Here is a 13,930-nt window from a genome sequence, read left to right as displayed (position 1 = left end):
CATAACTTAGTTGTATTTTAACTGTAATTTATAACCAAATTTAATTTTTTACCACTTTCTTACAATAAAAAGGATTTTTAAACAAAGTTTCTATATTCTTCTATCAACATTTTTGATATTGTATTATTTAGAATCAAAAGTAAATGGTAATTTTTTGGAGGAATTGCGGTATGAGAACCGATCGAAATAAACAAAAGAAAAGTAAATGGCTTAGTATTATAGGTTTGATTTTTGTTTTGTTAATTTTAGGTGTAGGGTTGTATTCCTTTTCTGTCTATAAATCTTTAACAGATGCTGTTAAAACCATGCATCAACCTACAGATAGAAAAATTTCTGATTTACGGACAAATGAAATCGATTTTGGAAAGAAAGATCCTTTTTCAGTCTTAATGCTGGGAGTCGATGAACGAGAAGGAGACAAAGGGCGCTCTGATACGATGATTGTATTAACAGTTAACCCTGAAAAAAATTCAGTAAAAATGCTAAGTATTCCGCGGGATACTAGAACAGATATTATTGGACATGGGACTGTTGATAAAATCAACCATGCTTATGCATTTGGCGGTGAAGAAATGTCCATGGCCACGGTGGAAGATTTCTTGGATATACCGATTGATTATTATGTGAAAATCAATATGGAAAGCTTTGAGGATATTGTCGACGCAGTGGGTGGTATCACCGTAAATAATAATTTCAGCTTTACTGAAGGTGGCCACCAATTTAATGAGGGAGAGCTTAACTTAAATGGGAAAGAGGCTTTATCTTTCGTCAGAATGAGGAAAAACGATCCTAAAGGTGATTTCGGACGTCAGCAAAGGCAGCGGCAGGTTATCCAGGGCGTAATAGACAAAGGGGCAAGCGTAAATTTTTTAACCCAGTTTGATGATATTTTTGCAGCACTAGGGAAAAATATAAGGACAAACATGACCTTTAATGAGATAGTTGAAATACAAAAAAACTATAAAGATGCTCGTCATAACATCGACCAGCTACAAGTCTCCGGGAAAGGAACAAGAATTAACAATATTTATTATCAAGTGGTTTCAGAGGAAGAAAAGCAAAGGGTTCAGAAGGAACTAAAAAATCATTTAAAGTTAAAATAAATTATTTCATAATCAGATCCCGAATAATGTGATTACTCTATTGGAGTTTCATTGTTCGGGATTTTTATGTAATTAGGTATATTTTACTATTTTAATATTTTCCATTATGTTACAATACTAAAGGCTTATAAATCTAACGTTTTTGCCGATAGAAAAATTAAGTCATATTTTGATAGAGCGGTTAACTCAATATATGCAAATCTAATTTAGTTTTCTTGGAGTGTGAAAATTAAAAGGAGTGGAGAAATGAAGAGTATAGGAAAAATATTGGTTTTATCGACTAGTTTATTAGTTGGAAGCGCGTCTATTCCAGTTACCCCATTAACAGTACTACAGGCCGAAGCTGCCGCTGTGACGAAAATTAATAAGACAACATACCAGACGATAGCAAACCTTAATTTGAGATCTGGTGCAGGGACAAAGTACAAGGTATTGATAACAATCCCAAAAGGAAAACTGGTCACAGCGACTGAACGCATTGGCAGCTGGTACAAAGTTTCGTATACATACTCTTCTAAAGAAAAGAATTACACAAAGACAGGATGGGTTTCGGTTTCTTTTTTAAAGACCTATAAACCTGTTAACAAATCATCAGTCATAAAGTCTTCGTCAGGTACTATTTCAAAACAGAGCACTGCAGCGAGCTCAAGTAAAATATCCAAAACTCATTACCAGACTACAACTAGAATACATATGCGGTCTGGTGCAGGGACCAATTACAAAATTGTAAAAACTTTGCCTAAATATGCTATTGTATCTTCCACAGAACGGAAAGGAAGCTGGCAAAAAGTCTACTATACTTATACTTCAAAAGGTAAAAGAGTCACAACAGGTGGATGGATAAGTAAAAGCTACTTAAAAGAATACTATAGGTATTATAAAACTAAGACAACTTACTATTACACTAAGAAGACAACTGGTATTTATGCCACACCAGATACTAAGAAAAAAGCCATTTCCTCTATTGGCAGTAACAATGTGTTTTATTCATCCCAAAAAGTAATTAATAGTCTTGGTCAAACATGGTTAAGAGTGTCGTATAAAGGCAAAGTTGCCTACCTCCCATCTGGTAATGTTTTTCTTACTTCTGTAAAGACCTTTGGGAAGACAAATTACATTACAGATAAAGACACTTTTTTATATGCATCCTACGGGAACATTCATTCAAAGCTAACGAGTGTACCTAAAAGTTCTATCGTCTCATCTGGTCTTATTGTGGGAAATTGGCTGAGATTATCCTATGGTGGAAAAGCAGGATATATTCACATAAGTGATTTAGACAGATATTATGGGGCCGTAAATCAGAATCAAAATGAAGCAAATCAGCCTCCTGTGATAACAGAGACTCCGATCAGCGGAAAACTTTTTGTAACAACCGCTAGTTTGAACCTAAGACAAGCTGCTAATACTGAATCATCAATCTTAACTGTTTTGCCTGGTGGTGCCTTCTATTATCCAACACATAAGGTTTCAAATGGATGGGTTAAGGTAACTGCTAATGGGGTTTCAGGTTATGTATCAGGTGACTATTTTAAAGAAGTAACCACTGGAGATCCGTTTCACAGGAATGGATACCAGTTCATTGACTTAAGAAAGCCTTCTAAGGTTACTTCAGCACAAATTGATTCATATATTAATAACTACCTGGGTTCAAAAGCCAGTGTGTTGAAAGGAAAGGGACAAGCTATAATTAATGCTGGTAATAAATATGGTGTTAACGCCCTGTATTTAGCTGCTCACGCGATATTGGAAAGCGGTTATGGTACTTCTAATATTTCATTAGGAAAGAAGAATTTATTTGGTTTCGGAGCCTATGATGCAGCACCATTTGTCGGAGCAGTACGATTCTCTACCATAGAACAGAATATCGAATACATTGCTCAAGAAATGAAAGCATCCTACCTTAATCCAAATAGCTGGAAATATAATGGGGCATATTTAGGCTTCAGTACTAAAACGGTATACGGCAATACCAGAATCAACTCAAACAGTGAAGGCATGAATTTCTATTATGCTAGCGATCCTAAGTGGGGACAAAAGATCGCGGCTCACATGCAAAGGATCCTTCCTTATAATAATAATGATTATGATAACGCAGCTGTTGATACCAGGATGTTTGATTATCCTTCAAGACCTGCTGGTGCAGATGTTTTCCCTGCTGGCATTAAAGCTGTAGCCAACAAGGACATCAAGTTAACAACCCAAAAGGGAAGTACCGTCGTTGCCATTACACTTAAGAAAGGTACCCTTTTTGACATTAGCGAAAAGCATAATGATTACTGGATAAAGATTAAATTTAACAATAAGGATTACTGGACTAAGGATATACAGTTTGATAAGTATAAAGATTATTTATCAGTTAAGAATCTTGGTCGTGTTACAGTAAGTTCCTTAAATATTCGTCCAACTGCTTCGACTTCTCAAGCAGCTATTGGTACCTTTTACTTAAACCAATATGTCCATCTTGTTTTAGATACAGCAGGTAATCCGACAATGGATGGATCAAAAACTTGGTATAAAGTAAAGCTTGCTGACGGGCGCATTGGTTGGGTAAGCAAACAATCAAAATACGAGCAATATATTATCCAGGAATTAAAATAATTTTTTAAAGGTTGGCATTAGGCTAAGCCTTTCTATTTTGAGTCCACACACAGAAAATAGCAAATATAAAACAATTACAAAAGCAGTGGATTTCACACCTGAAATCCCACTGCTTTTGTCGTTTTTGAGTTTTTTCAAATATATGGTGGTATTACCCAAGAAGCTTATTTAACTCCCTCAGTTAGATACGATTATCTCTCGAATACTCACTTATTCGCAGGATTTCAAATCACTTGAAAGAATAGTAGGGGATTGATTGAATGAGTTTGAACATTATGGCTACAAGAAGGCGTACTTTAATAAAGGATTTAATGCTAAATCCAATGATTTCCATATAATGTACATTTTCTCCACGCTACCCTTGGAGGTTTTCACTCCCATGTCTCAACGGGTCAAATGCCCTCTCATTCCTTCGTTACACCTATCCAAGTGGTAGAGGCCGGTCTTTCTAAAGGAACGGGTCGGAGCCCTTTTGTTCAATAAATCCGGTACTCGTACTTTCTTTGAGTCCTGCGAATAAGTCAGTATTCGAAAGGTATTAAATCTAAAGTGTTTCTTTAATTATCAACTAAACGTTAGGCAGCTATTGGTGAAATCGATTGGATCTTCTCGGAACGATAAGAATCATTCTTTCTGGCCATTCCTACTAATACTCTGGCGAGTTTATGGATTAATTTCATTATTGATTTCATTTTCTTCATCTTCTTCACATTAACATTATTGGCGTGCAGCTCTTTAAAATCAGGGTTGTTCATGACAAGACTCATTGTCGCTAAATACAAAAACCGCCGTAAACGAGATCTGCCACGCTTAGAAAGGACAATTTGTCCTTTCCATTTACCTGAACTGGCCTCTGAAAGATGTAATCCAGCATGGCGCAATAGAGAATTACCATGCGCAAAACCACTGAGGTCACCTGATTCTCCAAGAATGCCTGCAAGTGCAATTTCACTAATTCCTTTGATGGCAAGCAACTTTCTTGCGAAAGGAATTTGTTTAAGTAGGGAAGTGACTTCTTGTTCAATTCGTTCAAGTTGCACAGTGGCTAAATCAAACTCTTCAATTAACTGTTCCAAGTGTAGTTTATAAGCTTCGAGTGCTTGTCGAGTGCCGACTGAATGCACAGCTAATTCAATTAACGCTTGTGCTTTTTTTATCCCAGGTTGTCTTTTCTTAAGGTTTTTAACTGGTTTATCCACTGTAGTAATTTAGCAAAACCTTCTTCATTATTTTCAAATGTAAGTGAATCTCCGACTATTATTCCACGGAAATTCACAGCTCTAGCTACGTGTAATTCTTGTGCAATATCCACACCAACTACAAGATGGCTATCTGAAATTCTTTCTATTAGTTGATTTTGTTTGTCCTGCATTTTAAACTTCATAGTAAGGGTTCCTCCTAGGGTTTTGAGTTAGAGTGGTGTCTATACTCATATCTTACTGAGGGACCTTATTTTTTTCAAAGTTGAGAATTAGCTCTCTACAGGAATTCTAAAAGAGTAGTTGAACAAGCATTTATACTAAAATAGGAGTTAATGAATAAAATATAATGTAATGACTGTTTTGCCGTATTTTTATAGTAAAAAGTGTTCTAAAACCTCTATAAAAACAAAAATTTTTTCCAGTCATTTGGGTTAATATAAAATTGTTAATAATTAACAATGGAGGTGGATTTAAATGGGAAAGAGATTAGTCTTTGTTGGAGCAATAGTTACAGCTTTACTTATTGTTTCCCCTATGAATAAGTTAGCATTGGCCAAAAGCAATCAAAGTAATAACTGAAACCATCACGGATGGAATGAAAGCAATGGCAATCATTATGGATTAATAAAACAGGGGAAAATTTCACATGAGCCCACAGAACAAACAATTACTTATACAGCGGTAGATATCATCACTAGCAAGAGAACTATTCAGGAGAACCAAAAAGTCATTTTTGGAAACTACCTTATTATATTGAATGCAGAAGGTTATTCAGTAACAAAAAATGGCGTGGATATCGCCAGTGGCACGGCCTCAGATTCAACTTTTACTTTATTGTATGACCCAGCCGGGACTTATATTGTCTTGGGTATCGTTAAAAATACTACAGAAAGTTGGACTAGCATTCCCCTAATATTGGCTATAGTCGAAGAACACTTTACAAGCGGAACAGGTTTAAGCTTAGGCGTAAATGAGGATTATGGGGATTTATGTTATATAAAAGGAAGCTATGTATACTGGAATAAATCTGATAATACTGTGTCCATATCGAAAGAGGGAACTATTATTCAAGAATTTCAAAATACATCGATAGTAAAAGTAATGATATACAACAGCTGGGATACAGGCAAAATCGGTCTATATATCAATGAAAACTAAGTGTATACTTTTTGACTTATATAAAGACAGATAGCAACTTCTTTGCTGTCTATTTTATTATATTTTCTGAGCGTTCATAAATGAGGAGATAATTTTATAAATTTCGAGAAGAAAAACCTCAGTATTAAACTGAGGTTAGTCACACTTATTATTAATTTGTTCATTTATCTAGGAAGGAAATAAAGGAATAATCCATTATACAGTCCTTGTGCTGCTTTCTGCTGATAGGAAGAAGTAGCAACTAGTTTTTCTTCATAAGGATTAGATAAAAACCCTAATTCAACTAATGCAGCTGGCTGTCTGTTGTCACGAAGTACGTGGTAATTGCCGTATTTGGCACCCATATTCCTTAGCTTAGTAGAAGCAACAATCCCATTTTGAATTGATCTTGCTAATGGGGCATCCTTCGAGTAGTTATAATAAAACGTCATTAATCCTGTGCTCGTTGTAGAGTAAGCATTATAATGAAGGCTTAGGAATGCATTTGCTTTATAATAATTACTTATGTTAACTCGTTGTGCCAGAGTTAAATACTTATCAGTGCTGCGTGTCAATATAACCTTTGCCCCCGCTTTTTGTAATAGCGGCGTTAGTGTAAGGGTTGTTGTAAAAGTTAGGTTTTTTTCCAGAAAAGTGACTCCTCTTGCCCCGCTGTCATAACCACCATGGCCAGCATCAAGTACTATTACCCTGCCCTTTAAAACTGTAGCGGGATCTCTAACAAGACTTGCAGATACCCACCCAATCATTCCATTTAGTTTTTTAACCTGTACCCATCCATCCTTTTCACTTAGCTTATCAACGAAAGTTCCAGCGCTTTCTGTCGATAAAATTGGATAGCTGGTACCTGGTCCTTTCCTTAAATTACTGTTAACCTTAAAAACTAATTTTGTATACGTTGCCTTTATAATCGGTTTTTGAGTTGTAACATAGGATGCAGAAACCCATCCCGTTTTTCGTATTGATGACGAATATACCTTTAACCATGTCCCATCCTTACCATATACAGTAAGTGCCGTCCCCTTAGAAAGTGTTCCTATTACACTCCCTCCAGGTGTACTTCGCAAATTTAACTTTGTAGCTGTTACATAACCTGTCCAAGTGATAGCTGTTAAGTATTTCGAAGAAACCCAGCCACTCTTTGTTCCATAGCTTATTCTGGACCAGCCATTTTTCTGTTCTAAAACAGTTACAACCTGACCTTTCGAAACTTTGCCTACTATCGAATAGGTTGTACCTGGTTTAGAACGAACATTAAGTACATCCGCAGTTACTTTAGCCTGAAAAGAATAGGCTGCCTCTGTACTTTCAGCATGAAAAGATACTAAAAAAGAAAATAAGACCAAAAAACACAGGATCGTTTTACCTAAAGAAGCAAATCTCACTTTTTTCCCACCTTGTTGTATTTTTTCTATCGATGTTCGGTCACATCCGTTATTAATAAATTAAGTTAAAGGTTTACCTGACTTACAAGGTGCAGGTAAACCCTTAAGAATCATTTCAATTCTTGAATAATGTAGAGTTTACTAACCCAGCCAGTCCGGCCATCAGCAAGTTTCACCTGATACCAGCCCTTAGTGCTATCCGTGGTTGGATTTCCGGCAGTGTCTAAAACCAGATGTACATATTCATTTAGTGTAAAGGTACCGATAGGGCTTAGGGCTGTTGAAGCAGTCGGACGAATATTCAATGAATCCGCTGTAACTCTTCCTAGATTTTTAACAGAAATGAACTGATTATAACGGTCGAACTTTATATCGTTTGTCCAATATTCTTTATTGTCCAGCATGACTTTTACCCAATAATCATTATGCTTTTCGACAATGTCGAAAATAGTGCCTTCCTTCAGGTAAGCAGCAATTACTGTACTGCCTTTTTGGCTGCTCAGATTTATAGTTGTCTTGGCCATTGCTTTAACTCCCAGCGGGAATCGATCAAAACCAAGTGGTCTGGAAGGGAAAAGAAAGCTTGTACTATTAATTTGCGCTGAATCATAATCGGCTTTGTTGTAAGGTAGAATTTTTTGCATATGGGCTGCGATTTTTTGACCCCACTTTACATCACTAGCATAATAAAAATTCATACCCTCACTATTCGCATCAATCCTGGTGCCTGAAGATACTGTCTTTGTACTAAATCCAAGATGAGCCCCTTTATATTTCCAGCTAAGAGGGTTCAGATAAGTGGCCTTCATTTCTTGAGCAATATATTCAATATTCTGCTCTACGGAACTAAAACGGACTGCAGCGATGAACGGTGAAGCATCATATGCTCCGAAGCCAAATAAGTTATATTTGCCTAGTGAGATATTAGAAGTACCATAACCGCTCTCATGAATAGCGTGAGCTGCTAAGTAAAGGGAATTTACACCGTATTTGTTGCCGGCATTAATAAATGCTTGTCCCTTTCCTTTCAATACACTCACTTTGCCATTCAGGTAGTTATTAATATATAAATCTATTTGTGCTGCAGAAACCTTAGACGGTTTTCTTAAATCAATAAATTGATAACCTTCTCTATGCATAGGATCACCTGTAACGACTTCTTTAAGGTAAGTCCCTGACACATATCCTGTTTTCCCAGCGTATGAAACCTTGTACCAGCCATTTGAGACTAGCGCGTTGGGAAAAACAAAGGTAGCATTTGGGATGACAGCTAGTATCGCAGAGTCTGTTCCCGCAGTTTGCCTAAGGTTTAAGCTAGAAGTAGTTACAAAGGTTTTGCCGCTTATCGCCGTTTCTGTCAGTGCAGGCAGTGCAGGCAGCTGAGTCTGAACTGGTGATGTCTGAACTGGCTGTATTGGTGCCTGGACTGGCTCACTAACGGGCTCTTTTTCTGGTACAGTTGTCTCCACAGGAGCAGGTGCCGGTTCCGGAGTTTGTTCAACCGGTGTGGCTTCAGGTACTGGCTGCACAACAGGAGGAACATACTTTATAAAATCCTTTGAGTAAATATATCCTGTTTTTCCTCCATAGGTTACCTTATACCAATCTCCAACTCTTGTAGTTGAAGAAAATTTTGTATTTTTTGGAATCTTAATCAACTTTCCATATGAGATTCCGTAGGAAGAAAATAAATAAGCATCCTTATTCGTTATAAATTCGGACTTCAGAAAGGATTGGAAAGCTGCCTGTTTTACATCTTTTGAGTTAATGAAAACATTTTTGCCTTGATAAGAAACCTTGTACCACATTTGTCCAACACTATTTGTTACTTTTTGAGTGGTGTAAAAACCATTGTTAGTCCCTATAGCGAAGACTGCTTTCTTTTTAGTATCTGGTGTGGCAAAAAGGCTGGTACTTTTGTAAGTAAAATAATAAGTACCCTTTATATTGTAGTATTGATAATACTCCTTAAGATAACCCCCGCTTACCCAGCCATTGACTGTATACTTTTTCTTATTTGCCGTATATGTGTAAGAAACTTTATACCAGCTTCCCATCCTGGCAGTTGAATAAACGATTACGCCTTTCGGGATGGTTCTGGTAACTTTATACTTCGTTCCTGCCCCTGAACGAATATTTAGTTTATCAGTAGTCTGATAGGTAGTTTTTGCAGTAGATACGACTGCTGTTGCTGAAGATGTTTTTCTTACGGAAGTCTTTTGATTCGCCTGGTAAACTCTCAGGTAAGCACCAGTGACCCATCCTGTTTTGGTCGTTTTCTTTTTATTTACAATATAGGTATAGGTAACCTTGTACCAATTCCCTGACCGTTCTGTTGCAGAGATTGTTTTCCCTTTTGGAACCGTGAATGTTACTTTGTAGTTCGTTCCAGGCCCAGATCTCATATTTAAATTAGCAGTAGTTGCATAAGCAGTATTTATACGTACGGAAGCAGCCTCTGCTGTTTCAACATAATTCGGCACAAAAGGAAGAGATGAACTCCCTACTAATATGCTCGTTGATAGAACAAGCACTTTTCCAATATTTTTCATCGATACACTTCCAGTCTTATTTTCTCCACGGCTTTGGCTGGCATCTGTTTATTAATAGAATGAGAGAATGACGTTTGACATACCTCCTCATGTAAACTCTTATCTTATTTATCGGCACATCTTTTAAAACTATGAGAAGGTTAAACCTGTTAGTTTATGGTAATTACAGAAATGATTAAATAGACCTATATCCTGCTTATAATTAGATATGAAAAGGTTACAATTCAAAAGATCAAATTCATAACCAGAATAAAAAAGACCAAATCAAGTGCGATTTGGTTTTTTATAGAACAATATAGTAGTTTTCTTAATTACATTTACACTTCACATCAATCAATAATAACTGATTGCTTGTTTCCCGTACTGGGTCCACCCTTCGATAAAGTGTTTCTTAAGTCGTTTCTTATTTTTAGTTCCATCCAAAGGATCATTAAAATATACATACTTACTGTCATACCCTGTTATTAGGACAGAGTGTTCTTTCATCGTGATTCTTACAGGTCCCTGCGGAGTATACCATGTTTGCCAGTACTTGCCTGGAACGTAACTGAACCAGCTTGTATTGATAACCCACACAGGACGTCCCGCCCCAACATAGTTCAAGACAGATTCAAAGGATTGTCCTGATAGATTCACGATTCTGCCTGGCATATATGTATTTGCCAGCTCGGCTATAGGCTTATTAAACACTCCAAATCCAGGTTTGCTGAAGGTATACATATTTCCTACAAAACCGTAGTTTGGATTGCCAAAATATTTTTTTCCATTGGTATATCTGTATTTAGTAGGATCTTTTTTTACCTGTTTTGCTAGAGTCATTTTATTTGCCTTCACACCAGCCTGATTTAGCATCATAGCCAGGCTGGTAACCTCGCATCCTCTAGGCAGTTCTGGCATTTGTCTTATTACAGGTGTATAAATCAGTTTTTTTACTGGCCGTTTTTGATTAGAAACGTATATCTTTGTTTTTGATCCTTGATTTCCTGCTACATCCTTCGCATATAGTTCAAAACGAGTATTTGCAGCCTGTAAAGGGACTCTTATATAAAATTTCCCTTTCGAATTTACCTTTACCGTTTTAAAGCTCTTGCTGTTTTTAGAGACATAGAGGACGGAATTGGCCTCTGCACTGCCGGTCAGCGTGAATGATTTGTTCGTAATTTTATTCACTCTTGGTGCTGGAGGAGGGACTTTATCTAACACCTTAACGGTTAATTTGGAGCTCGTACTGTTATAGCGATCAGCGACACTGTATATTGAAACAGTTGTTCCAGAAGCCAACGGTCGCTTATTCAGCAGAAATATTCTATAGTAGCCTGAAGTCATGGATGCCTTTGCTGTGTATTTTATTTTTCCTGCATAAATTATGACTGTGTTTCCTGGTTCCGCATAACCAGATATATATGTATTTTTATTTGTAACGGTATTTACTTTAGGTTTCATTGGAGCTGGAGCTGCAGTTACCTTGGTTGTAATAACGCTCTGTATATCATCAGTCACTGAAACTACTCTGATTGATTGTCCATATTTGAGTAAAGTTGACTGGGTGAATTCAAATTTCCCATCGTTTCCAACCTGTCCTTTTAACGGGATCACATTTCCGTTAACACTTGCCGTTACCAATGCACCCGGTGTTACCCGGCCGGAAATAATTTTTTGTTTATCATTCACATTATTAAGAACTGCCGGGTTATAGGTAACGACTTTTGTTAGATTTGTTTCTTCTATTTTCAGGATTAATTGAGTTCCTACAGTGATAGGCTGGGAAAAGTTTATTATATATCCATTGTCCCCTGTTATCCCATAACCCAGGAGAGTTTCTCCTCTTAATACCTTAATGGTTTCCTTTCCATTATAAGAACCTTTGATATAACTGGAACCGATCTCTTCAATTTTAAGATTACTTGTTTCCTCGGCACTCGTTGAAGTTCCAAATAGTAAGAGTAAAAGTGATAAAAAGATGATTTTGTATATTTTGGTCAAATCTACCAACCCCCCGCTTAACTGTAGGATATATTTATCATAAAAACAAGAAAATTTTACATTGTAAACTATATTAATCCATTTAACTAGTGCAAAATCATCAATGTTAAATATCCATATTTTTTAAAAAGAGGTACATTTTCCAAAATATTATTATATTATTAAAATAGAATATATTTTGGAGGTAACTAGTTTTGCAGAAATTCAGGATTTTAGTCATCTTGGCAGCAGTTTTACTATCTAGCTTTTCTTTTAATTCAGGAGCTCATGCCCAGACGGGTATTGTTAATCCTAATAAGGTCTATTCTTATTATCATATGGTGTCCGATATTAACAAGCTCCAGCGTGCATATCCAGATTTAATTAAAGTGAAGATTATCGGAAAATCTGAATACGGCCGTAATTTATATGCTGTTTCATTAGGCAATGGGCCGGCTGCTACCTTTATAAATGGGTCCCATCATGCCCGTGAATGGTTAACAACAAATTTGAATATGTATATGATCGACCAATATGCGAGGGCTTATAAAGGGAATCAAAAGATAAAAGGCTACAATGCAAGGGCAATCTTAAATTCCACAACCATTTGGTTTATCCCGATGGTGAATCCAGATGGAGTTACCTTACAGCAGCAGGGACTAAAAGCCTTCCCTAAAAAGCTGCACAGTTCTCTGATTAAAATGAATGGGGGAAGCAAAAACTTTAAACGCTGGAAGGCGAATGGAAAAGGAGTCGATCTCAACCGGCAATACAATGCTGGATGGAAAGCTATCAAGAGCCCTTCGTCTCCTTCATTTAAAAATTATAAGGGCAAGACACCCGAAAGCGCCGCGGAAACCAAAGCGGTTTTAAAATTCGTATCCACCATTAATCCAGAAATGGCGGTATCTTATCATAGCAGCGGCAAGATGCTCTTCTGGAATTATAAACAAAGTAAATCTACCTATTACCGGGATCTTAAATATGCGAATACTATAAAAAAACTGACAGGCTACCGTCTGATGAAGCCTGGTAAAAATCCATCTGGCGGCGGTTTTACCGATTGGTTCATAGAATCTAAAAAACGGCCTGCCTTCACACCTGAAATTTCAAAGTACTACTATGAAACGAATCCTCCCCTGTCGGAATTTAAAGGGGCATGGAAAGAAAACCAGGCTGTAGGGCTTTATACAGCCTCGGAAAGCTTCAAGCTGTACGACCAGCGGATGAAAATAGAAACAGATCAGCTCGCCGCCAAATTAAGCAAACTGCAAACGAAAGCAAAGGGACTTAAAGCTTACTATGCGACCAACGTCAAAACAATGAACGATCTAAGGATAGATAAGAAATTCAAAGCTTTATATGATTCCATATACAACGAAACAATTGCTTTAAATCGCCAGGCATATAAGCTGCCTGCCAAACATAAAGCGAGACTTGCAGGATATTTCAAAAACATTAATACTTATCAAAGTGAGGCGAGATCATTTATTTATGGGGTCTCCGCCGGGGAAAAGAATTTAAAGGCTATGCAGGAGTTTGAGAGAGTTTTCGCGGAAGGCAAGTTTGACAACATGACATTTGCCAAACATACCGCACTTTCTCAGATGAATACGGCATCTGAAAAAACAATTAACAAAATGTTTGGCTACAATGTAAAACTCTTAGCAAAAAGTAAATACATTACTCCTGCAAAAAATATCGCAGAGAATACCAGAATGGAATTAGACCGTTACACATCATTGAAAGCTATACAGTTACAAATGGATAAAGGTGAGATTGCCGCTGCACAGGAAAATTTAAAGAAATTAGAAATACTGGAGACCAATAGCAAGACCCTGAAGCAAAAGGATCCGGCGAAGTACAAGACCTACCCTCTCGTAGAACAAAAGCTCACTGAATTAAAGATTCCTTTAATGGAAAAATTAAAGGTGACCGAGCTTTAAAAGCACAATAAAAGCCAGCTT

General features: G+C 36.9%; 7 protein-coding genes and 1 pseudogene. 4 read left to right on the top strand and 4 right to left on the bottom strand.

All coding sequences use genetic code 11. The features are described from left to right. Positions 1–170: 170 nt before the first annotated feature. Together tagU and B5X77_RS07185 are read left to right on the top strand one after the other, a co-directional pair. The gene (gene tagU / locus B5X77_RS07190; RefSeq protein ID WP_079506586.1) at positions 171–1,103 is read left to right on the top strand and encodes a polyisoprenyl-teichoic acid--peptidoglycan teichoic acid transferase TagU; all 933 of its coding nucleotides are present in this window, start codon (positions 171–173) and stop codon (positions 1,101–1,103) included. Positions 1,104–1,349: 246 nt separating this feature from the next. Next, entirely contained in the window at positions 1,350–3,704 is a 2,355-nt protein-coding gene (locus tag B5X77_RS07185; protein ID WP_079506584.1) for an SH3 domain-containing protein, read from the top strand. Between the two features lie 575 nt (positions 3,705–4,279). Here the strand turns inward: B5X77_RS07185 and B5X77_RS07180 are convergent. Beyond that, positions 4,280–5,088, bottom strand: a pseudogene (locus B5X77_RS07180) (transposase). A 571-nt stretch (positions 5,089–5,659) separates the two neighbouring features. Between B5X77_RS07180 and B5X77_RS07175 the strand changes: the two are divergent. After that, the gene (locus tag B5X77_RS07175) at positions 5,660–6,064 is read left to right on the top strand and encodes a hypothetical protein (protein WP_079506582.1); all 405 of its coding nucleotides are present in this window, start codon (positions 5,660–5,662) and stop codon (positions 6,062–6,064) included. Between the two features lie 164 nt (positions 6,065–6,228). Here B5X77_RS07175 and B5X77_RS07170 read toward each other — a convergent pair whose 3' ends face one another. The 3 genes from B5X77_RS07170 to B5X77_RS23255 all read right to left on the bottom strand — a co-directional run bounded on the left by B5X77_RS07170 (position 6,229) and on the right by B5X77_RS23255 (position 11,984). After that, positions 6,229–7,449: an N-acetylmuramoyl-L-alanine amidase gene (locus B5X77_RS07170; protein ID WP_079506580.1), complete on the bottom strand. Its 1,221-nt coding sequence runs from the start codon at positions 7,447–7,449 to the stop codon at positions 6,229–6,231. A 110-nt stretch (positions 7,450–7,559) separates the two neighbouring features. Continuing rightward, positions 7,560–10,001 carry an SH3 domain-containing protein gene (locus tag B5X77_RS07165; RefSeq protein WP_079506578.1) on the bottom strand — a complete coding sequence of 814 codons (2,442 nt, stop codon included), beginning with the start codon at positions 9,999–10,001 and terminating at the stop codon, positions 7,560–7,562. A 333-nt stretch (positions 10,002–10,334) separates the two neighbouring features. Next, positions 10,335–11,984 (bottom strand): C39 family peptidase, encoded by a 1,650-nt coding sequence (locus tag B5X77_RS23255; protein WP_176167258.1) that lies wholly within the window; start codon positions 11,982–11,984, stop codon positions 10,335–10,337. A 194-nt stretch (positions 11,985–12,178) separates the two neighbouring features. Between B5X77_RS23255 and B5X77_RS07155 the strand changes: the two genes are divergently transcribed. Then, positions 12,179–13,909: a M14 family zinc carboxypeptidase gene (locus tag B5X77_RS07155; protein ID WP_257391748.1), complete on the top strand. Its 1,731-nt coding sequence runs from the start codon at positions 12,179–12,181 to the stop codon at positions 13,907–13,909. The last annotated feature ends 21 nt before the right edge of the window (positions 13,910–13,930 follow it).

This window comes from Mesobacillus jeotgali (genome assembly GCF_900166585.1).
Lineage (GTDB): Bacteria > Bacillota > Bacilli > Bacillales > Cytobacillaceae > Mesobacillus > Mesobacillus jeotgali_A.
The sequence above is the reverse complement of the archived record's forward strand: the minus strand, read 5'-3'. Positions and strand labels throughout refer to the sequence as shown.